The 21754-nt window shown below is 58.0% G+C and carries 20 protein-coding genes; 10 read left to right on the top strand and 10 right to left on the bottom strand.

What is annotated here, in order from left to right; all coding sequences use genetic code 11:
• Positions 1–3 precede the first annotated feature (3 nt).
• Positions 4–1068: an ATP-binding protein gene (locus ACS1BR_RS04755; protein ID WP_463560547.1), complete on the bottom strand. Its 1065-nt coding sequence runs from the start codon at positions 1066–1068 to the stop codon at positions 4–6.
• A gap of 231 nt (positions 1069–1299) precedes the next feature.
• On the opposite strand from ACS1BR_RS04755, the gene ACS1BR_RS04750 reads away from it, so the two are divergent.
• Together ACS1BR_RS04750 and ACS1BR_RS04745 are read left to right on the top strand one after the other, a co-directional pair.
• Complete coding sequence (locus ACS1BR_RS04750; protein WP_463560543.1) at positions 1300–1587, top strand: putative quinol monooxygenase; 288 nt, start codon at positions 1300–1302, stop codon at positions 1585–1587.
• A 59-nt stretch (positions 1588–1646) separates the two neighbouring features.
• Complete coding sequence (locus tag ACS1BR_RS04745; RefSeq protein ID WP_463560540.1) at positions 1647–1937, top strand: putative quinol monooxygenase; 291 nt, start codon at positions 1647–1649, stop codon at positions 1935–1937.
• A gap of 11 nt (positions 1938–1948) precedes the next feature.
• Here the strand turns inward: ACS1BR_RS04745 and ilvD are convergent, their stop codons facing one another.
• Positions 1949–3796, bottom strand: coding sequence for a dihydroxy-acid dehydratase (gene ilvD, locus ACS1BR_RS04740; protein WP_463560538.1), 1848 nt, complete (start codon positions 3794–3796; stop codon positions 1949–1951).
• A gap of 257 nt (positions 3797–4053) precedes the next feature.
• Here ilvD and treR point away from each other — a divergent pair, with 257 nt between their 5' ends.
• The 3 genes from treR to ACS1BR_RS04725 all read left to right on the top strand — a co-directional run bounded on the left by treR (position 4054) and on the right by ACS1BR_RS04725 (position 8215).
• On the top strand, positions 4054–4782 hold the full coding sequence (gene treR / locus ACS1BR_RS04735; RefSeq protein ID WP_463560536.1) for a trehalose operon repressor: 729 nt from the start codon (positions 4054–4056) through the stop codon (positions 4780–4782).
• Complete coding sequence (gene treC, locus ACS1BR_RS04730; protein WP_463560534.1) at positions 4779–6416, top strand: alpha,alpha-phosphotrehalase; 1638 nt, start codon at positions 4779–4781, stop codon at positions 6414–6416. The genes treR and treC overlap by 4 nt, the downstream gene beginning before the upstream one ends.
• Positions 6417–6598: 182 nt before the next feature.
• Positions 6599–8215, top strand: coding sequence for an SLC13 family permease (locus ACS1BR_RS04725; protein ID WP_463560532.1), 1617 nt, complete (start codon positions 6599–6601; stop codon positions 8213–8215).
• Positions 8216–8758: 543 nt separating this feature from the next.
• Here the strand turns inward: ACS1BR_RS04725 and ACS1BR_RS04720 are convergent.
• The 8 genes from ACS1BR_RS04720 to ACS1BR_RS04685 all read right to left on the bottom strand — a co-directional run bounded on the left by ACS1BR_RS04720 (position 8759) and on the right by ACS1BR_RS04685 (position 16361).
• Positions 8759–9040: a hypothetical protein gene (locus tag ACS1BR_RS04720; protein WP_463560530.1), complete on the bottom strand. Its 282-nt coding sequence runs from the start codon at positions 9038–9040 to the stop codon at positions 8759–8761.
• A 675-nt stretch (positions 9041–9715) separates the two neighbouring features.
• Positions 9716–10399, bottom strand: coding sequence for a hypothetical protein (locus ACS1BR_RS04715; RefSeq protein WP_463560528.1), 684 nt, complete (start codon positions 10397–10399; stop codon positions 9716–9718).
• A 766-nt stretch (positions 10400–11165) separates the two neighbouring features.
• Complete coding sequence (locus tag ACS1BR_RS04710; protein WP_463560526.1) at positions 11166–12176, bottom strand: DNA glycosylase AlkZ-like family protein; 1011 nt, start codon at positions 12174–12176, stop codon at positions 11166–11168.
• A 699-nt stretch (positions 12177–12875) separates the two neighbouring features.
• A complete protein-coding gene (locus ACS1BR_RS04705) occupies positions 12876–13541 on the bottom strand; it encodes a TrmH family RNA methyltransferase (protein WP_463560758.1) in 666 nt (221 codons plus the stop codon).
• 32 nt (positions 13542–13573) lie between these two features.
• Positions 13574–14155 carry an orotate phosphoribosyltransferase gene (gene pyrE / locus ACS1BR_RS04700; protein ID WP_463560524.1) on the bottom strand — a complete coding sequence of 194 codons (582 nt, stop codon included), beginning with the start codon at positions 14153–14155 and terminating at the stop codon, positions 13574–13576.
• 39 nt (positions 14156–14194) lie between these two features.
• Entirely contained in the window at positions 14195–15547 is a 1353-nt protein-coding gene (locus tag ACS1BR_RS04695; RefSeq protein ID WP_463560522.1) for an anthranilate synthase component I family protein, read from the bottom strand.
• Positions 15548–15554: 7 nt separating this feature from the next.
• Complete coding sequence (locus tag ACS1BR_RS04690; RefSeq protein WP_463560520.1) at positions 15555–15884, bottom strand: rhodanese-like domain-containing protein; 330 nt, start codon at positions 15882–15884, stop codon at positions 15555–15557.
• Positions 15885–15938: 54 nt separating this feature from the next.
• Positions 15939–16361, bottom strand: coding sequence for a DUF4190 domain-containing protein (locus ACS1BR_RS04685; RefSeq protein ID WP_463560518.1), 423 nt, complete (start codon positions 16359–16361; stop codon positions 15939–15941).
• 216 nt (positions 16362–16577) lie between these two features.
• Between ACS1BR_RS04685 and ACS1BR_RS04680 the strand changes: the two genes are divergently transcribed.
• From ACS1BR_RS04680 to ACS1BR_RS04660, 5 genes are all read left to right on the top strand, one after another.
• The gene (locus tag ACS1BR_RS04680) at positions 16578–18077 is read left to right on the top strand and encodes a peptide MFS transporter (protein ID WP_463560756.1); all 1500 of its coding nucleotides are present in this window, start codon (positions 16578–16580) and stop codon (positions 18075–18077) included.
• Positions 18078–18232: 155 nt separating this feature from the next.
• The gene (locus tag ACS1BR_RS04675) at positions 18233–18535 is read left to right on the top strand and encodes a FeoA family protein (RefSeq protein WP_463560516.1); all 303 of its coding nucleotides are present in this window, start codon (positions 18233–18235) and stop codon (positions 18533–18535) included.
• Positions 18532–20448 carry a ferrous iron transporter B gene (gene feoB, locus ACS1BR_RS04670; RefSeq protein ID WP_463560514.1) on the top strand — a complete coding sequence of 639 codons (1917 nt, stop codon included), beginning with the start codon at positions 18532–18534 and terminating at the stop codon, positions 20446–20448. The genes ACS1BR_RS04675 and feoB overlap by 4 nt, the downstream gene beginning before the upstream one ends.
• Complete coding sequence (locus ACS1BR_RS04665; RefSeq protein ID WP_463560512.1) at positions 20417–21019, top strand: NifU family protein; 603 nt, start codon at positions 20417–20419, stop codon at positions 21017–21019. The genes feoB and ACS1BR_RS04665 overlap by 32 nt, the downstream gene beginning before the upstream one ends.
• A gap of 166 nt (positions 21020–21185) precedes the next feature.
• Entirely contained in the window at positions 21186–21725 is a 540-nt protein-coding gene (locus ACS1BR_RS04660; RefSeq protein WP_463560509.1) for a DUF4242 domain-containing protein, read from the top strand.
• Positions 21726–21754 lie beyond the last annotated feature (29 nt).

Raw genomic sequence — 21754 nt, 5'->3', positions numbered from 1 at the left:
GCATTAAAAACTGTTGAAGCTGTCTTCTGCCCCGGATCTCTTGCGCAAGTACTCGCGCAGGTGGGGGATCACGAAGGTCACCTTGCCGTAGGATGTTGCGCGAATAATCTGCGCCTCAACCAGGCGGTTGCGGTAGACACCCGCGTACTGCGGGGTTTTACCCAACCGGCTCGCTATGTCGCTCATCTTGCTGGCGGCGTCATCTTCTGCCATGGCCTCGAGAAAGAGACGGTCCCCGGCGGAGATCTGTTCTACCAGGGGTTCAAGCACAAGCTCTCCCAGCCTCTCCCGAGCCCGCTCTAGTTCACTGACCAGTAGCTCATCGGTGAGCGTGTGAGACCCGGCCCTGCGGCGGATACATTCACTGACCAGTTCAACCATGTAGGGGTAGCCGTAGGTGGCCAGCGATGCCCGAGCCAGCAGGTCGTCGCTCAAGCTATCGTGTGAGCCCACGCAAGCTCTATACACCTGCCGCAGGGCGGCTTCGGTCTGGGTTCTTGTCAGCGAACAGAGGTCGATCTGTTCACCGGCACCCAGAAAACCCGCGGTGTCGGCGGCGAGCAGATCGCGCACCTCTGCGCCCCTACCCGCTATGACCAGCTGCACCGGCAGCGCCCTACGGACCGCTTTTTCAACCGCTTCTGCCAGTTCATGCAGGTGCGTGGCGGCGGCCCGACCCGGATGGTCCAGAGTGATCAGTAGGCCCTGCCCCAGAGCCTGAAGTTTCTCAGCCACGCGGATCAGCTGCTCTTCCAGGCTCCACCGCTCAAATACACCGCAGGTTTCACCGGTCAGGTTCTCGTGAATGGCCGGCAGGTAGGTTCCGCTCATGCGGGTGGCCAACCCCTTTACCGGGGTATCTGCCAGCACTCTCCAGCCCGCGCGGCGGGCAATCTGTTCAAAGGCGCGAACCAGGGTGGTTTTACCGATTCCGGCGGGGCCGGTTACCAGTAGGGGCGCACCCCCACCTCCCGCTTCTAAGCGGCTAGCAAAAGTGCGCAGGTGCCGATCCCGCCCCACCAGGGGCGGGTCAATAACACCGCTCGGGTTTGCAGATCGTGCGCTCATGCCCTCAATTTCTTCAAAAGTTCTTTATATCTTTTATAACTTTTATATCTATACGATTCAACAGCCACCCGACCGCAGCCACCAAAAATCGCTGGTAACGAAACCGTCCCCAGAACCACCGCACCCCCAAATATTTCACGGGCTGATATGGCCGATACCCCGGATACGGTGGTAGCTTAGACAGGAAACAACCGGTCCCCTGATGCCTCGGGGCACCGTGAAAGGAACACCATGATCGGCGTACACGCTCACGCACTGGTCAAACCAGAATATGCCCGTGACTTCGAGGAGCTCTCCCGAGACCTCGCAGAAAAATCCGGGGACGAACCCGGCCTCATCAGCTACGAATTTGGCCCCCGCACCGGCACAGACAACAATCTGGAATTCGCCTTTATCGAGCGCTGGGACTCCATCGAATCACTCGAGGCCCACATGGAGACCGAGCACTACAGGTATGCCGACCGCGCCTGCCAGAAATTTCTGGCCGCCCCCATGCAGATCAACATCTACGAGATGTGACAGCACCGGCAACCGGTAACTTCTCACCCAGCCAACCCACAAATGTCAAGGAGATAACAATGATCGGTGTATTCGCTAAAGTATCGGTGCGAACGGGGGCGATTGAGCTGTTTGAGGCTTCAGCTCGCGCACTGGTGGAGGCAACCCGAGCACAGGACCCCGGCCTCAAAAGCTACGATTTTGGTGTACTCATCGAAGAGGGAGCCGAGGGAGAATACGCCTTTATCGAGCGCTGGGAATCCCAGGAGGCATACGACGCGCACCGGCGCACCGAGCACTTCACCGCAGCGGTAAACGAGTGGGAAAATTACCTCTCTGCCCCTCTGGAGATCAACACCTACCGGTTCTAGACCGCGCCACCCTAGCGGTACTCCTCGGGGAGTACCCGCACCCCGCCGCGATCAGCCGAAGCCGCCATCATGCCGTATGCCTTCAGGGCCTGCGACACCTTCCGCTCACGCGGCTTAGTCGGCTTCCAGGGAAGCGGCCCCCTAGCTGCCCGGCGGGCCCGCAGCACCTCGTCGGCCACATTAACCCGCAGAATACGGTTGGCCACATCAATCTCAATCTCATCCCCGGTCTCCACCAGGCCGATGGCACCGCCGGCGGCCGCCTCGGGCGACACGTGGCCGATAGAAATACCGGAGGTCCCCCCCGAGAAACGGCCATCGGTAACCAGCGCGCACTCGCGTCCCAGGCCCAGGCCCTTCAAATACGAGGTCGGATACAGCATCTCCTGCATCCCCGGCCCGCCCCGGGGGCCCTCATACCGGATCACCACAACATCGCCCGGGCTCACGTGTTTGGAAAGGATCTCAAACACCGCCTCATCCTGCGACTCGACCACAAAGGCCCGCCCCACAAAGTGAAAAAGCTCGGGGTCAATACCGGCTGATTTAATAATTGCACCGTCCTCGGCAATATTGCCGCGCAGCACCGCTAGGCCGCCGTCGGCGGTGTAAGCGTGCTCTACCGAGCGAATACAGCCGCCCACAGAATCTTTCTCCAAAGACTCATAGGTGTTGGCCGTAGAGAAAGCGGCGGTGGTGCGTACCCCGCCCGGCGCCGCCCGATAGAGCTCCTCTGCCTCAGCGCTAGCTGTACCCGAGCGAATATCCCACCGGCCCAGCCACTCATCCAGAGATGCAGAGTGCACCGCGTGAACGTCCCGGTTCAACAGGCCGGCCCGGTCGAGCTCCCCCAGCAGGGCGGGAATACCCCCGGCACGGTGCACGTGCTCAATATGGTAGATGGTGGAGTTAGGTGCCACCTTGGCCAGGCAGGGCACACGCCGCGACACAGCATCAATATCCTCAAGGGTAAAATCCACCTCGGCCTCGTGGGCTACAGCAAGGATATGCAGCACCGTATTGGTGGATCCCCCCATAGCAACATCGAGCGCCATGGCGTTTTCAAAGGCAGCCTTGGTGGCAATAGAGCGAGGTAAGACACTTTCGTCATCCTGCTCGTAGTAGCGTTGAGCCAGCTCCACAACCATGCGCCCGGCGTCCAAAAAGAGCTGCCTGCGAGCCGCATGGGTGGCCAGAGTCGTGCCGTTGCCGGGTAGGGCCAGACCGATCGCCTCGTTCAGGCAATTCATGGAGTTGGCGGTGAACATTCCCGCACACGACCCGCAGGTGGGGCACGCGTTCTTCTCAATCTGGGCAAGTTCGCTATCGGTCACCGTATCGTCGACCGCCATGACCATGGCGTCCACCAGGTCAAGGCGGTGCTCCACCACTCCCTCAACTCCCTCGCCGGATTCCATGGGCCCACCGGACACAAAGATGGTGGGGATGTTTAACCGCATGGTCGCAAGCAGCATGCCGGGGGTAATTTTGTCGCAGTTGGAGATGCACACCAGCGCGTCGGCTCGGTGGGCATTGACCATGTACTCCACGGAGTCGGCAATGAGATCGCGGGAGGGCAGAGAATAGAGCATGCCGTCGTGCCCCATAGCGATACCGTCGTCAACGGCAATGGTGTTAAATTCTTTAGCGACGCCGCCCGCCTCCCGGATAGCACCGGCCACTAGGTCCCCCATGTTTTTGAGGTGCACGTGCCCGGGCACAAACTGAGTGTAGGAGTTAGCGATAGCGATAATCGGTTTACCAAAATCATCGTCACCCATACCGGTGGCACGCCACAGGGCGCGGGCGCCGGCCATATTACGGCCGTGGGTTGACGTGCGTGAACGCAGCTGGGGCATGGCTTCTTTCTCCTCTTTCCTGCGGTGCTCTCCCCCAGTGTACGCCGCCGTCTTAGGGTGCAGACAACCCGCTGACAGGCGTATCACTATGTGGGAACTCTCCGCTCTGCACGGTGTTCCGGTGGCGCATACCCCTCCGCCACACCGTATGACCTCAACCTGTCTATACAGGTATATACTGGGGTGTGAGGGGCACCGTTCACGTTGGCCCCATCGTGAACTATTCAGCTTTGCCTTTTCCCGCACAAGGAGTAGCGATGGGTAAATACGAGAGCATATACCGCGACCTGGTCTCACGGATAGAGGGCGGCGTCTACCCCGTCGACACCCTTCTTCCCAGCGAACACCAGCTCACCGACATGTACGGGGTATCCCGCGAGACCGTCCGCCGGGCCCTGACCCTGCTCACCAGCAGAGGCTATATCCAGAAAATTATGGGGAAGGGGTCGATTGTTATTGGTCGCCCCCGCTACACCCTGCCGGTGGCGTCCCTGGTCAGCTACAAGGAGCTCACCGCGAATACGGGGCCTAGCACCTACAGTCGGCTGCTCACCCTCAAGAAAACCGAGCTCCCCACCGTGCTCTTTAAAGATCTGAACCCCCAGGTTCAGCCGGTGGAGACTACCCTGGTGGAAAGGCTGCGCTTTCTGGACTATGTTCCCTCCATTATCGACCGCGACTATGTGCTCACCAGCACGATACCCGATATTCCGCGTGAGGCCGCCGAAGACTCCCTCTACGAGTATTTTGAGCAGCAGCTGGGGCTCACCATAGGCTACTCGAGTAAGCTCATCAAGCTGGAGCCGGCTACCGTCAACGACCGCAAGCAGCTCAATCTTGCCAACGGCGAGTATGTGGCAACCACCGTTTCGGTCACCAGCCTCGCAGACACCACTATTTTTCAGTACACCGAGTCACGCCACCGCGCCGACAAATTCATCTACCGGGATTTTGCCCGCAGACAGATTCACCCAGGAGAAGCATGAGTTTTAAAAATCAGGTGATCTACCAGATCTACCCCAAGTCTTTTTACGATTCTGATGGGGACGGTGTGGGAGATTTGCGCGGGGTGATTGAGAAGATCCCCTATATTGCCTCTCTGGGTGTCGACATGGTCTGGCTCAATCCTTTCTTTGCCTCCCCGCAGCACGATAACGGCTACGATATTTCCGACTACTACAGTATTGACCCCGGCATGGGGAGCATGAGGGACCTTGAAGAACTCATCGCCGGCCTGGCCCGGCACGGTATCGGGGTGATGTTCGATATGGTGCTCAACCATGTATCCACCGAGCACGAGTGGTTTCAGCGGGCACTGGCCGGCGACCAGTATTACCGAGATTTTTTCTACCTGCGGCCGGGGAGGCCCGACGGCTTGCCACCCACCAACTGGGAATCTAAGTTTGGTGGCTCCGCCTGGGAGCCCTTTGGGGATACCGGTCTCTACTACCTGCACCTGTATGACCGCACCCAGGCAGATTTGAACTGGCATAATCCTCGGGTGCGCCAGGAACTGTTTCGGGTGGTGAATTTCTGGCTCGATAAGGGCGTGCGCGGTCTGCGCTTTGACGTGCTTAACGTCATCGGTAAAGCCGAGAAACTAGAAGATGCCGCGGGTGTGCCCGATAAGAGCCTCTACACCGATACCGCCCGTATCCACCCCTGGGTTCAGCAGATGCACCGGGAGACATTTGGCAGGTTTCCCGAGACGGTGACGGTGGGTGAGATGTCTTCGACCACTATCGAGAACGCGGTACAGTACACCAACCCCGCCAATAAAGAGCTCTCCATGATTTTTAGTTTCCACCACCTCAAGGTTGACTACCTCAACGGTGAAAAGTGGTCTCGTATGCCCTTTGATTTTATGGAGCTCAAGGGTCTGCTCAACCGCTGGGCCGAGGGTATGCAAGACGGGGGCGGCTGGAATGCCCTGTTCTGGAATAACCACGACCAGCCGCGGGCTCTCAACCGTTTTGGGGACCCGCACAATTTTCACTACGAGTCCGCCACCATGCTGGCCTCTGTGATTCATCTGCACCGGGGAACCCCCTTTGTCTATATGGGCGAGGAGCTGGGCATGGTTGACCCGGCCTACAGCGGTATTGACGACTACGTTGACGTTGAGGCCCGCACAGCCTACCGTATGCTGCGGGACCGGGGTCTGTCCGAGTCTGATGCCTTCACCACCGTGCATGCTAAGGCCCGCGATAATTCCCGCACCCCCATGCAGTGGTCGGCGGAGAAGAATGCCGGTTTCACCACCGGTGCGCCCTGGCTGAGGCCCACCACCTTCGACACCATTAATGTTGCCGCTGAGGAACGATCGGGGAGGATCCTTCCCTATTATCGCCGTCTTATTCAGCTGCGTAAGGACCACGCGGTGATTTCTGAGGGAAGCTATAGGCCCTACGCCCCCGACCACCCCGCTGTTTACGCCTATATTCGCGAGCACGGAGGGCGCAGACTTTTGGTTCTCACCAATTTTTACGGCGAGCCCACCTCTGTCGATATTCCACCGGAGTTTGTGGATGGGCGGGTACTGATCTCGAACTATCCTGTCGATGCGGTGTCCGGCAGCTTTCAGCTGGCCCCCTACCAGGCGACAGCGATCTACCTTTAGGGCGAGATCTGCGTCGGTGTCCCGTTGTACCACCGTGGTTTGTATTTTCCGAAAGAGGAAGGCCCAACACGCTAAATAAAAGCCCATAAAGGTGATGATCCTTACAAAATCCGATAGCATATATCGCACAGCGGTTCGCTCTCAGCGACGAGGGTGGGCCCTCAGATTTGTAAGGAATACCCATGAGTGACTCCCAGCACCGCGAGCACCCGCACATGGTGGGTGACCATCTGAAAGAATATGAGCCGATCCCCACCCGGGCGATCGGCCGGCTCCAGCTCTCCAGGGGTGCCAGGGCCGAAGAGATTGAGCCCGGCGAGCGCACCAAACGGCTTATCGGCCTGCTCGGTGCGCCCCTGCTTGCTCTCATCGTCTATCTGATCATGCCCGCCGATGTGCCGCAGGGGGCCAGGTTGACCGCCGCCACCGCCATTCTTATGGGTGGCTGGTGGATGACCGAGGCGATACCCATACCGGCAACAGCGCTCTTACCCCTGGTGATTTTTCCTCTTTTTAACGAGGAGGTCACAATTGACCGGGTGGGGGCCTCCTACGGCAACAGCGTCATATTTCTCTTTATGGGCGGATTTCTGCTGGCTCTTTCTATGCAGCGGTGGAATCTGCACCGCCGCATAGCCCTGCTCACGCTCACAGTGATGGGTACCAAGCCCTCGGCCATGGTGGCCGGCTTTATGATTGCAACCGGCTTTCTCTCCATGTGGGTATCTAATACGGCGACGGCGGTGATGATGCTGCCCATCGGGGTTTCGGTGCTCACCCTGATCGCTCAGGTTCAGGGGAAGGCGGGCAGTCCTGGTTCCTCCGGCGAATCCACCGGCACTTCCCCGGAGGTCACAAAATCAAATTTTGGCACCGCACTCATGCTGGGTATCGCCTATGCCGCCTCTATCGGCTCGCTGGGCACCCTCATCGGTACCCCTCCCAACACTCTGTTAGCCGGTTACATGTCAGATACTCACGGCATAGAAATCGGTTTTGGCCGGTGGATGCTGGTGGGCGTGCCCGTGGCTATCGTGATGATGTTCCTCTGCTGGTTTCTGCTCACCCAGGTGATCTTCCGGCCCGAGATCAAAGAAATTCCCGGCGGCCGCGAGCTCATCACCGATGAGTATCGGCGCCTGGGGAAAATGAGCTCGGGTGAGGTCCGGGTGCTTCTTATCTTTGTGGTGGCCGCTTTCTCCTGGATCTACATCCCCCTTCAGTTTGAGAACCCGCCGATCAGCGATGCGGGAATTGCCGTGCTCGTGGGGCTGCTTCTCTTTCTCACGCCCGCGGGTTCGGCGGGTAAGAAGGGTGTGCGGCTGCTTGACTGGGATACCGCCATGCAGCTGCCCTGGGGTGTGCTGCTCCTCTTTGGCGGAGGTCTGGCTCTCTCAAGCCAGTTCACCGCCTCGGGTTTGACCGATTGGATTGGGGAGGAGGTTGGTCACCTTCACGGTATACCGGTTGTTCTTATGGTTGTTCTGGTGACCACCGGGGTCATTTTCCTCACCGAGCTGACCTCTAACACCGCAACGGCGGCAACTTTTCTTCCCGTGGCCGGCGGTATCGCCCTGGGTATGGGATTCCAGCCCCTGCTTCTGGCTATTCCCGTGGCCCTGGCCGCCACCTGCGCTTTCATGCTGCCGGTAGCTACCCCGCCTAACGCTATTGCCTACGGTTCCGGTTATGTGTCTATCGGCCAGATGGTGCGGGGCGGTTTCTGGCTCAATCTCATCGGTATTCTGCTAATTACCGCGGCCACCATGACCCTAGCTATGTGGGCCTTCGGCCTCTAGCGCAGCCGAAACTCAATGCTCATTTTATCTTTTGAGCCGAGACTAGGAAGAATTTTCCTCTGACAGCGGTGGTTAAGTCTGCTTCTGACCGTTGGGTAACTACTGAGCGACTCAAAGAAGAGGTGCTGGATCTGTGGAAAGTACCTACTGTGCTTCTGGTGAAGCATGTACGGAAGATTTTTGCTGCTGGGTGGTATGTGCAAGATATTCTCAAGGCGCTAGAGCAGTTCCCTAAGGGTCTGGTGTATCAGAGTCGGGGTGCTGAGGGATGCGTTCAGTGTTGGCTTGATTGCATATTAGGGTCAATGCATGGAAGCAGAATGATGGTTCTTTGCCACCTTCTCCAACGCGTATTCGGCGTGAGCAGGTTGAGGCGGAGCGTAGGTGTCCGATTCAGCAACAGAAGCAGATTTTTGAGGAATTGAGTAGGCCACGGGTTGTGCCTGTGCAGGGTTTGAATCAGATGCGGTTGATGCGTAAGTATTTGAAGGTGAAGCGGTTTAAGGAGACTGTGGAGGCTGCGCGGTTGTACCCTGAGCAGGCTCAGTTGGTTGCAGCCAGGTAAAGGGCTTTGAGTGTATATGGCGGGCAATCAGCCGGATAAACCACCTCAGCACCCTCAAACAGCGGATTACGGCACTTTGAGGGGCTAAGAGCATTCACCGCTGGGTCACCGGCGCAGGCACGGCGTAGGAGCTCGGCGGCGTCCTGGGCGAACCGGATAGGGGCGCGGTGGGCCTTGCTGGTCAGCGGTACGCCCTCGATGAGCCAAAAAGCCTGTACGCCGTCAAGGGGTAAAAACCACGGCGTGCGGGTATATTTCACAGGGTAAATCAAAGACGTAGTTGGTGTCGAAAACATGGTCGATGTCGACGAACAAGCTTAAATTCCTTTCGATATAAGGCGCGAGATGGAATTTTTGGAACCGGAAGTGGGTCCAACACTTCCGGTTCTTTATTTAGTGTCTGCTCTCAGTCTACAAGAATCGTTCCGCACTGGGCGTTGTTCGCTTCCTTTCTTAGCGCTGTACGGTACTTGGTGCAGCCGAGCATGGCCGAACCAAAAGGTAGTGATTATGCTGAAGCTTACACAAAGGTCAGCGAAGCATTCGGTTTATATCATGCCTGATACTTCAGCGGATGCTGTGAACCTTGCGAACTAGATAGGAATATCGTAAGCGCCCATAAGCCTACGCGCTCTTTTGAGTAAATCTTCCTAATGATTAAGTAAATTTATCCATGTTTACACCTACTACAGCAGAGAAAAGAATCTACCTAATCTGCATTCTATTCAATTTCGATGATGCATGTATATAGATGCCGTGGGGCCCAGAATAGGAACTACGAATGATAGGAATAGAAGAGTAAATTTTCTCTTTATATCCCAAACCTTATCGACTCCGATTAGATACAATGCTGAAATAAATAAAATAAGATGAAGAATTAAGGTCAGACTGAATATAAATTCAGCCCCAGTAGGAACCAGGGGATTTCCCATTTTTTACCTCCAGCCGTTCCCTACTACTTCCCCGTTCGCATTTGCTTCAATAAACTGAACATTTTCCCGCTTGCTGGCCTCAGCAACATTAGGGATTCCATACACCGAAGTTACTTTGCACTCGAACGTAGCTTTTCCATCCGAAACAAAGTGGCCATTGTTTTCGCTGCTAATGCTTTGTACCGGATTATACGAACGCTCAACAGCGCACCCTTGACTTAGAGTTTTTATGGACCCCTCGGTTACCTCGTACTTGCCCGTAGTCTTTGTTTCAGAAATTTTGATACCTGCAAATGTGAATGTTTCTGTCGCCCATACGTCCTTCACTGAAGACGCAGATCGGAAAACAACTTCAGAAGAATTAACTGCCCCTGAAGATTTCTCAACCTGCAGATTTCCTACTGATTCATCCGGCATCGGCACGCTACCGTCCAAGTACCCAATCAATTCGAGTTTCTGCTCTTTGGTTAGAGAGTCAAATTTATCCAAATCATTTTTGGCGCTTGAATCTCCCGACAAAACTTGTTTTTCAATTTCCTCTCGAAAGCTATGCAATATAGCTTGAGATGACGGCTGATTTCTTTCTGCAACCGCATGACTCGGGGTGGCTAGACCCGCACCCACAACAGCCCCACAAGCAAGGAAAGCGGTGGTTGCACCAGTTGAAATTTTCTTTACGAGGGTCATTGTTCTCCCTTTCGTCCCAGAGTATACCCTGGTGATTGGTGTTGTATTAACTCAAACACACCGTATATTGCAAGTCAACTTACTACATCACGGTTTGATAACAAAATCAGCAAAACATCTAGTCAAACCACCAAACAAACCTGTGTAACATCCATCCGTCAGAGTGCTAGGTGACCACATCACCAAACCGAATACCCAGGTCATACCGCTGTGCCCTAACGGAGCATGCGCTCAACCCGACCACTGCACCAAAGACCACCACAGCAGAGCAGCCGTTTGCGCAGGATTTTCCCTGACCAACACCACGTTTTTCTATTTTGAGTTACTCAAATTAGCACTACCTGAGTCATTGGATACATGAGGTGTGACGGGTAATCGGTGCTCTGCGCAGGGTAGCGTCCGCGCACAAATTTTGCGCGCGGTTTTACACATGAGACCAGTGGGACGTGTCAAAAGTTCAGGCAAAAGGGGCGAGGTGCAAGTAGAGGGGGCTTGAGGATTTTTGTGCGGTGGTTCTGGGTCGATGGGGGTGAAACCGGCAAGGGGGCAGCTCTTTATTAACCGCCCCTTATAGGGGGCGGTAAGTGAACTGACCACCATCAGAGTCGCTACCGCCACCCCAGCGTGAATATACTCCTGACGGTTGCTATAGAAAGCCACTAGGCCAAAGGGAACGATTCCCCAGAGAATCAACCGAAGTTGACAGCAAACAGTAGTGGACCTATCTCCCGGTCCATAATCAGCCTTCGGTAGCTGCGTGAACTTGTCATGGCGTATCCCCTACCGTCCAGCGGTTGAGCTGCTGCTCTACGGACACGCGCACCGCATCCCCTTCAATATCAGAGTCGCACTCAAAATTCTCCACCATCACTCTACCTTCATAACGTCTAGCCGCAACGCGTCCGATGATTCGATCACCGAGCAGGAGCGGCATCGAGAAGTATCCGAATTCCCTTTTGCTGGCGGGTTTGTACGCCTCAAGTAGATAGGTCTTTCCGAACAGGAACTGTTGTCTCGAACGCGTCCATATCAGCGAGTCAAAAGGGGAGAGAGGAATGACATCGGAAGGGTCCAGTGTGTACTCAGTCGGTGGCTCTAGCGAGGCGGGGTCAACAAACCACTCCTCATCGCTCCCATGCACGTGCACAATGTCGTACCCACAGCTTCGAGCAAGCGCCGCGATATTCACATCCCGGGGAAATCTAAAGTAGTCCCGTACATGCTTGGCTGTTGAGATCCCAAGTGCTTGCAGAGCAGCCAGCACTGCTTGCCTGAGACCCTCAACCGGGTCAATCTGGTCAGGGTGGGGCAATCCCGCCTGATCTGGTGTTTGGTAGACCCGGCGCCACCCGGTGTCTCTGCTCACCACGGCGAGTTCACCGATACTGAGCAACCACTCGCATGCGGTCTTCACGGGGCTGGACCGATCCCAGCCGGCCCCCGAGCTCCGCCCAAGATCGTTCAGGGTTGAAGGACCCGATTCTTCGATCCGGTTCAGCACCTGTTTGATTACCTGAAGGTCGGGCTGTGGGCCAGTAAGTCCGTGCTTCTTGATTTGGTGCCGCCGCCAGCTCCACACAGGCCACAGACGCTGTGGGAGAAGGGAATGAGCGTGGCCCCAGGTCTCGAACAGACCCGCTGAGGTGTCATGTGCAAGGTTGATGTCTCGAGTTGAGACACCACGAGATAAAAGAACCAGCTCATGAGAACGACGTACCGCCTGGAGCGCGTCTAGCTGGAGGCACCCCACCCTCTCGACCACGGATGCGACCGACATGGGCTGGTATTGCGCAGAATGCCGCTCTAACCCTTGTGCTCGGACAGCGATCTGTCGGGCATGCGCAAGCGAAAACATCTTTATGGCTGGTGCCGCTGCACCTCGTTGCGCGGACCCGTTCACAGGCGTAGAGCCTCACGGGAAATGGGGACCAAACGAGCGATTTCATCACCTCGAGAGAGAGTCAGTTCGCACCGCGGGGAGATCGCGATGCTCATCCCGGTATGGTAACGAAAAGAAGGCATCTGGTGCTTTCCCTTCTAAACATACTAACATCACTGACTATATATACTAACACCACTGATTCAAGAGTACATAAAGATTACGAGGCTCTTTACAGATAAAAGCGTAGGAGTCGGTTGCGCGTCACTAGCTGGGGGCCAAGTGTTGAGGTATTCCGATGATGGCAGTGCTGACGCTATCCATCGGGAAGATCTCGACGTACCTGACGCTACCTTCTAGCTTGAGCTCATTCTTGCACACCGGGCTCAGGCAGAACAGCAGATTCTTAACCTAGTTAAGGTGCATCCCCTATCGGCTCTTATTCGTTTCGATGCCGGGTATGGGAGTGCACACTAGCGCCAGAATCCTCACCGAAGTAGTGGGTAAGAATTTCAAAGATGCTTCGCATGTAGCCTCTCCAAGGGGACCCAACAAGCCTACGATCGGTCGCACAGTCGGTAACTCATCCAAAGCTACCTAGCCCACCCGCTGGCCAAATTCAAACTTCCGAATCCAAGCGTGCATGGCGATTGCCGCCGCACTCGCCGCGTTGATGGAGCGGGTTGAGCCAAACTGCTCAATACTGAGCGTGTCACGGGCAACCTCGTGAATCTCGTCGGACAGCCCCGGGCCCTCCTGCCCAAACACAAACACGCATTTTTCGGGAAGATCATAGGTCTCTAACCGTTTGGAGTCGGGAAAATTATCGATACCGATCACCACCATATTTTCCCGCCGTGCCCAGTCAACAAAATCTGCCACCGTGGGGTGGTGCCGCACATGCTGGTAGCGGTCAGTCACCATAGCTCCGCGTCTGTTCCAGCGCTTCCTGCCGATAATATGCACCTCGCCGGCCAGAAAAGCATTCGCCGTGCGCACCACGGTGCCAATATTGAGATCGTGCTGCCAATTCTCGATCGCCACGTGAAAACCGTGCCGGCGCGAATCAAGATCGGCAATAATTGCCTCCATACGCCAGTAGCGGTAGCGGTCCACCACATTGCGGCGGTCACCCTCGGCCAGCAGTACAGGGTCCCAGTGATCCCCCTCGGGCAGATCCCCCTCCCAGGGGCCGACACCCACGCTATGCCGTGACTCCTCAAAAAGGGCGGCCGCCGAACCGTCGCTTGCAAAGGTGGGTATCTCGCCCCCGACCCTCGACTTCTCCCCGGCCACTAGTCCGTCAGCCCGAGATCGTCTTTAGAATACGCGTAGAGGTAGGGAAGACCCGAGACCTCCTCAACATGTTCTTTGGCGCCGGTGGCCCGGTCAACGATTACAGCAACGGCAACCACCTCAGCACCGGCTGCACGCAGGGCCTCCACCGCGGTCAGCACCGACCCGCCTGTAGTAGAGGTGTCTTCAACGGCAACCACCCGGCGGCCGTCAACGGACGGGCCCTCCACCTGCCGGCCCATACCGTAAGACTTCTGAGCCTTACGCACCACAAAAGTATCGATAGCTCGCCCGGCCTCAACAGCCGATCTCATGATCGCGTTCCCCACGGGGTCGGCCCCCATTGTGAGGCCACCGGCGGCCTCGCAATCGATGCCGGCCCTATCGAGCAGATCGAGCATCACCTTCCCCACCAGCGGAGCCGCCTCGTGGTGTAAGGTAACGCGGCGCAGATCAACATAGTAGTCCGCCTCCCTACCCGACGAAAGGGTTACTTTACCGCGAACCACAGCTAGCTCGGCGATCAGCTCGCGCAGGCGGGAGCGGGCTGCCTCAGCGGATATCTCAGAATGCTTAGTCATGTTTTCAAGTGTAGCGAACGGTGCCCTGCCACCTTTAGTTTACGGCTTTCCACTGCCCGGTACCGCCGCCCGCAGCTTGGTGAGCATCTCCCGGTATTCGGCGGCGGGGTCAGAGTCTGCCACCACCGCACCCCCGGCCCCCAACCGCACACTGTTACCCTCCACCACCAGGGTCCTAATCACAATTGAGAGGCTGGCCGCCCCGGTCGCCGAGAAATAGCCCAGAGCACCCGAATAGATACCACGGGGCCTCGCCTCTAGCCTGTCAATAATGTTCATGGTGGACTCCTTGGGTGCCCCGGTCATCGAGCCACCGGGAAAACAGGCGGCGCTTGCAGCCACCGCCGAAACCTGCGGCCTCAGCCGGGATTCCACGGTTGACACCAGCTGGTGCACGGTAGAGTAGGTCTCCACCCCGGCCAGCACCGGCACCCTGACGGTGCCGGGATCGCTGACCCTGGAGAGGTCGTTGCGAAGCAGGTCAACGATCATCAGGTTCTCAGCCAGGGTCTTAGGGTCGGTACGCAGCCACTCTGCGCGGGCACGGTCCCGGCCCGCCTCCGGCGACCGCGCCACGGTACCCTTAATGGGTTTGCTCCGCGCATTCCCGGCAGAATCGACCCTGAGAAAACTCTCCGGCGACGAGCTCAGCACCCAGTGGTCAGAACATTTGAGCAGGGCGGCAAAAGGGGCGGAGTTCTGTTCCCGCTGCGCCAGGTAGAGGGCGAGCAGAGAAGTGTCGGTGCCGTGTAACGCCGGCAGTTTAGTGCTGGTTTCGGCGGTGAGGCAAACCTCGTAGCTGTTACCCTCGTAGATTTCTGCCAGGCAGGATTCCACCGCCCGCTCGTAGCTGCTGCGGGCAGGTGCGGGGAAAGCCAGCCGCGGATAGTCTCTCACGGGGGTGCGGGCACAGCGGAGCGCATCGGCTGTTTGAGCTATCCAGGGCTTATCCCCCACCAGGTACCCGGTGTGCGTGCGGTGGTCAATGAGCAGGTAGCGTACCGCGGGCATCCACAGCGCATCGGGGGTGGTGGCGGTCCTCGGTGCACTCACCCCCAGGGCGCGGCGGGCCTCATAACCGAAATATCCCACGTAACCGCCCAGCAGCTCGTGCCTAAGCCCCAGTAGCCGATGCGGCAGATCCACAACCGGTGCGTCAGCTAGTTTTTGCTCCAGAAACTCCCAGGGGTTACACGCCGGCTGAGCCTGTTCAATCCGCAGCACACCGCGATCTTCGGGCACCACGCCCAGGTAGGAGTACCGCGAGGCCGGCGAGCCTGCCCTGGCCGAATCCAACCAGAAGGCATAGCTAGCATCGGCAGAAATAACCTCAAAGGCAGCCGCCGGATCGATGCTCAAACCCAGCGGCTGAATATGTAAACGGGGGTTCACCGAGCTTCTAGATCACCCGCGGTGTCTGCCCGTTATCCGAGACCAGGGGCTTCCCGGCCTCTGCCCAGGCCCCCATACCGCCTATCACATTGATCACATCAAAACCGGCGTCCTGCAAATAGGCGGTGGCTTTGAGGGACCGCCCACCCGACCGGCAGATAATATACACGTCCGTGTCCAGCGGCACCTCGCCGTAGCGTTCGGGAATCTGTCCCAGCGGGATATGCTGGGCGCCGTCGATATGCCCGGCCTCCCACTCGCTGTCCTCGCGCACGTCAAGAATTTTTGCGCCGGAGGGAATCCGGTCAACCGTTACCTGCTGCAGGTTATCGTTCATAGCTTCTCCTGACAAGACAATTTCTGCGGACCCGCTGCACTCAACGCCTACCGGTTAGGAGTATGCCGCAATAGCAAAGAAGATATTGATAATAGAGATCACCAGGGCGACACCACCAACAGTGATACCGATAATCGACAGGGTTTTCCCGGGGTTAGAGGTCACCCCGGCCGCACTTGCCACGGCAGCTTTCCGGTAGCTGAGAACACCCAGCACAATACCGACGATGGAGAACACTATTCCCAAGATAACAACCGAAAGGGCCGAGGCCACCACCGACCAGATCCCCAGGGTCTTAGCGGTGGCGGCAGCAGCCTGCCCCTCGGCCGGCTGAGCCACCTGTCCGTAGTTCTGCGCCGAATACTGCGGAGCCTGCGGCTGATTGCCGTAGGCGGGTTGATTACCGTAAGAAGGCTGGTTGCCATAGGTAGGCTGGTTCTGTTCGCTGTTGCCACTGTTTTCAGGTTGAGTAGTCATATCCTCGATTAAACCATGAAACCCTCCCGGATCCCCCGCCAACAGCAGTTTTCGTTATATCACCCGGTGAAGATTCCTTACGATCCGGAGTGCCGATCGAGGCCGCGTGAGAGACATCGCCCGACCTCTCTCCGAAGGGTAACCTGCACCCGCGCACCCGGGAGCCTAAGAAAGTTATGGTCTACACTTACTCATAAGAGTGGAAAAAACACATTTCTGCCGGACACAAAGCGAGTTCACGATGACATCTACCCCCCCCATAAGGAATCGACGGCACCGGTAGCCGCCGGTGAAAAAACCTTCTTCGGCCACCCGCGCATGCTGGCCAACCTTTTCTCCGTGGAAATGTGGGAGCGGTTTTCCTTCTACGGTATGCAGGCCATCATGGTCTACTACCTCTACCTCTCTGTCGCTGAGGGCGGGCTGGGCCTCCCCCAGGCTGCCGCAACCGGTGTCATGGGAGCCTACGGCGGTATGGTCTACCTCTTCACTATCCTGGGCGGATTCCTCGGCGATCGGGTGCTCGGACCCGAACGCACCCTCTTCTACTCGGCAATCATGATCATGGCAGGCCATATTGGCCTGGCACTTATCCCCGGTGTGGCCGGGGTGGTCATCGGTCTCGTGCTGGTCGCCATCGGCTCGGGCTGCCTCAAAACCAATGCCTCAGTCCTGGTCGGATCGCTCTATCACGAAAACGACCCGCGCCGCGACGGCGGCTACACCATCTTCTATATGGGCGTCAACACCGGTGCCCTGCTGGGGCCCCTGCTCACCGGCCTCCTCCAGTCAAGGCTTGGTTTTCACTACGGCTTCGGTCTCGCCGCCGTGGGCATGGCCATCGGCCTTCTCCAGTACGGGCTCACCCGCAAAAACCTGCCGGCCTCTGTTCATCGACTGTCGTCACCGCTGAACAGTCGGCAAAAGCAGAGCTCCCTGATTATTGCAGTCCTGGTACCCGTTGCCGTGGTTATCCTGGTGGCCACCGGGCTGATAACCGCCAACAACATCGCGAACTGGGTGCTCTGGCTAGTCGCCGCCCTCACCGTGGTGCTCTTTACCATCATGTTCTCTTCGAAGAAAACTACCGCACAGGAACATTCCCGCCTCATCTCTTTCATACCCATGTTCCTGGGTAACGTGGTGTTTTTTGCGCTCTTCCAGCAGCAGTTCACCGTGCTGGCGGTATACTCTGAGTCCCGCGTCAACTGGCATATCGGCAATATTGAGTTCCCCTACAGCTGGTTTAATTCCATCAACCCCGTATTCATTCTGCTTCTGGGCACGGTCTTTACCACCCTGTGGACCAAGCTGGGAGACCGCCAGCCCTCCACCCCGCAAAAATTTAGTATCGCGCTAGGGTTTATTGGTCTGGCCTTTCTCACCTTCCTCACCCAGGCGGGAAACACAAACGTGAACGTGCTGTGGCTGGTGCTCATCCTCTTTCTCTGCACGCTGGGTGAGCTCTCCATCTCACCGGTGGGCATGTCACTCACCAGCAAGCTAGCTCCCGAGGCTCACCGCGTGCTGATGATGGCGCTGTACTTCTGCTCCATCTCCCTGGGCACCACCCTGGCAGGATGGCTGGCACAGTTCTACTCGCTGGAAGACGAAATCCCCTACTTTAGCTGGCTGGGTGCGGTTTCCATTGCCGCCGGTGTAGGGATGTTCTTCCTCAACGGGTGGATTCTGCGCAAAATGGCGGGTGTGCGCTAGGGGCCGGGTACACGGTGGCCGGTGCAGTCACCCCAAAATAATTTGCTTCACACAGGCAAGTTCTATTGCGCCGGCCCCCACCAGAAGGCAGAATTTAAGGGGAACCTAAGTTACGCACAAATATAACCTTAATGTACTGAATTCTGGTGAATACCGTGTCCGTTCTGTCTCCTGCCGGCCCGACGCCATCACCGTCGGCCCCCGAAACCCTAGCAGCATCCCGCGCCCGCGGGGTCTATACCGTGACCGGCCTAGACCCCTCCTGCGAGGAAAAACTCGCCCAGAGACTCTACGACCTGGGTTTTCGGGCGGGCGTACCGGTTGAGTGTATCCGCAAAGCACCCCTGGGTTCGCCCATCATGTTCCGGGTCTGCGACACCGACATCTGCCTACGCGCCCACCAGGCAAAACTTATTCACGCCACGCTGGGCAAGCCAACAGCGGAGACCGGCGCATGAGCTGCCACGTTAAAGACGAAGACAGGGCGATAGCCGGTGCCGCAGATGTCGCACTCGTGGGCTCACCCAACTGCGGAAAATCGACCCTCTTCAACAGGCTCACCGGCCTGTCCGCCCACACCGGAAACTACCCCGGTGTGACGGTGAGCCGCTCCCGCGGCACCGTCAAACTTCCCAGCGGCGATATCAACCTCACCGACCTTCCCGGAACCTACTCGCTCACCCCCGCCAGCCCCGACGAACAGGTGGTTCTTGACCATCTCAGCGGCGCCCTCGACTCCGAAGAAGCCCCCGGCGCCCTGCTACTGGTGGCAGACTCCACAACCCTGCGCCGCTCACTGGCCCTGCACGCCCAAGCCCTAGCCCTGGGCCGGCCCACCGCCATGGTACTCACCATGGTCGATGAACTCCGCGCCGGCGGAGGAGACCTGGATGTGCCCCGACTCAGCCAGGCCCTGGGCATACCGGTCGTCGAGGTGGTGGCTCACCGGGGGCGCGGCATGAGCGATGTCCGCGAACTCCTCGACACCCATACCAGCTGGCCGGTGCCGCTCATAGCGCCGCCGCAGGACCCCGGCGAACGGTCGGTCTGGATCGACTCAGTACTTCAGGCAGCCGACTGGCGGGCGCCTCGCCCCAGGCAGGTCACGCGGGGCATTGATAAGGTGCTGCTGCACCCCCTGTGGGGGAGCCTGGTCTTCCTGGTCATCATGTTTCTTTTCTTCCAGGTGATCTTTACCGTAGCAACCCCCATCCAAGACTGGATAGAGGGTATCTTCGGCGACCTGGGTACGCTGGCCGCAGATAACATTTCTCACCCGGTAGTCGCCGATTTTGTGGGGACCGCGCTGATCGGCGGCGTGGGCGGCGTACTGGTTTTTACCCCGCAGATTCTTCTGCTCTACCTCCTGATTTCTATCCTTGAGGCCGTAGGCTACATGTCCCGGGCCGCCTTTCTCATGGACCGGGTCATGGCGGTCTCGGGACTGGACGGCCGCGCCTTCGTGGCTATGCTTTCTTCGCTGGCCTGCGCGGTTCCGGGGATTATGGCCACCCGTACCATGCCCTCTTCCCGCGACCGTATTGCCACCATTATTTCGGCACCGCTCATGACCTGTTCGGCCCGTCTTCCCATCTATGTCATGCTGATTTCGCTTCTGGTCCCCTCCGATTCCCGTCTGGGGCCCTTTACGAGCCAGGGCGCGATTCTGTTCGCTCTCTACCTGCTGGGTGGCCTAGCCACCATGGCCGTGGCCGCACTCTTCAAATCGACCATCCTCCGCAAGGGCACTCTCCCCTTCTACCTGGAAATGCCGCCCTACCGCTGGCCCTCTCCGCGGGCGCTGGCCCGTACGGTGTGGACTCCCGTATGGATGTTTATCCGCAAAGCCGGAACCATTATTCTGCTGGCAACCACCGTGCTGTGGGCCCTCATGAGTTTTCCCGCCCAGACAGAGGCCACCGAGGGCATGGATGAGGCAGAAGCGAGCGCCTACGTGCTCGACCACTCTTACGCGGCAGGTATCGGTAAAGCGGTTGAGCCCGTTTTTGCACCGCTGGGTTTTGACTGGCGTATTGACGTGGGTCTGATCGGGTCTTTTGCGGCCAGAGAGGTCTTCGTATCGACGATGGGTCAGGTGGTCGCGGCCGAGGACGCGGAAGACCCCGGCGATGCCCTGGCCCAGATGACCTACACCAGCGGCCAACACGAGGGTGAGCCGGTCTTTACCGCCCCCACCATCGTGGCTCTTCTGGTTTTCTACGCCTTTGCCATGCAGTGTGCCTCAACACTGGCGGTGATGTGGCGGGAAACCAATTCTTGGCGGTGGCCCGCGCTTACCCTGGGTTATATGTTCGTTCTCGCCTGGCTAGGTGCTTTCATTGCGCGCTGGATTGTTTCGTTCGTCGTGTAGCTGTTCGGGTGAGAAGCCGACAGTCCAGGGTGGCGATCCCACCAGGGTGCTGCTTCACCCCGAGCTGACCGATCATCCGGCCGGTATCAACTGGGTAGTGACCAGCTACCCGAGGGATCTTGCCCGCGCCGCAGAGCACCCTTCCTCCCCGCTGGCGCACCTGCTCACCGCCGGGGTGCTCGCCCGCGTGACCGGTTCCAGCGGCGCCATCTATACCCAGGCGCAGAAACGGGAGGATTGGCGCCGGATAGCCGGGCAGGTACGGCGGGCCGTGGAGGATACGGTGGCCACCCTACAGTGCGCCGGTGAAGCCGGGGAGGCCACCGGTGACGAAAGCCTCGACACTGCCCTACACGACATAGCCCCGCAGGTGCTTGAGCGCTACGTGCGCCCGCTGGCCGGCGCCCACGGCGGAAAAATTGAAATTACACAAATTTCTGGGGGAACGGTCTGGGTGTACCTCGACGGGGCCTGCCGGGGCTGCCCCGCCGCCAAGTTCACCCTGCAGCAGCGTTTTGAGCGTGAGCTGGACCGGCGGCTGGCCGGTGCGCGGGTGCGAGAGAGCAGATAAATCCTAGTCAGCCGCCGGTTCTTTACGATTCTTTACGTAATTTTTCGAAAAGTTACGTAATTTAACGGCGTGTGACGGCGACTAGATTCCGCCCATTTTTCCGCGTAGATTCTCTTGTGTGAAAGCTACCGGTTGCGCACGCGACCATCGAGAATAAGGAATGATCATGGCTCTCTACCTCGTAGAATTCAAACCCAAGGGTGAGGCTTCTCAAGAAACCGCAACCTCAATTATCAGTGCGGCCCACCGGGCACTTACAGGGCTCGATGCAGAGGTGATCGAAACCCAGGTTACCTCGGACTTCGAGACGATCTACGCTATCCTTGAGGCGGACAACCCCGCCGTGTTCGCGGACTCCTACAAAAACACTTTTCGCGACCTCGCCGGACTCGACGGCCCCGACGAGGTTCGGCTGGTCGGTGCCGACCTCGACGACATCAAGAAGCTCAAGAAAAACGCCGAATACCTGATCGAGTGGGATATCCCCGCCGAGATCACCATGGACACCTACCTGGCCCGCAAAAAACAGAATGCGCCCAACTACGCCAAGGTCCCCGAAGTGTCCTTCCTGCGGACCTATGTTCGCGAAGACACCGCCAAATGCCTCTGCTTCTACGACGCCCCCGACGAAGATGCCCTATACCGGGCACGCGAAGCGGTCAATACCCCGATTGACCGTATCTTCAAACTGAACCAGAACGCATAGGGCTATCCGGTTCCCTCAGACGCACTCAC

The organism is Rothia sp. 18CD1-1 (assembly GCF_055285355.1).
Note: the sequence above shows the minus strand (reverse complement) of the source record. Positions and strands in the feature narration are given on the sequence as shown.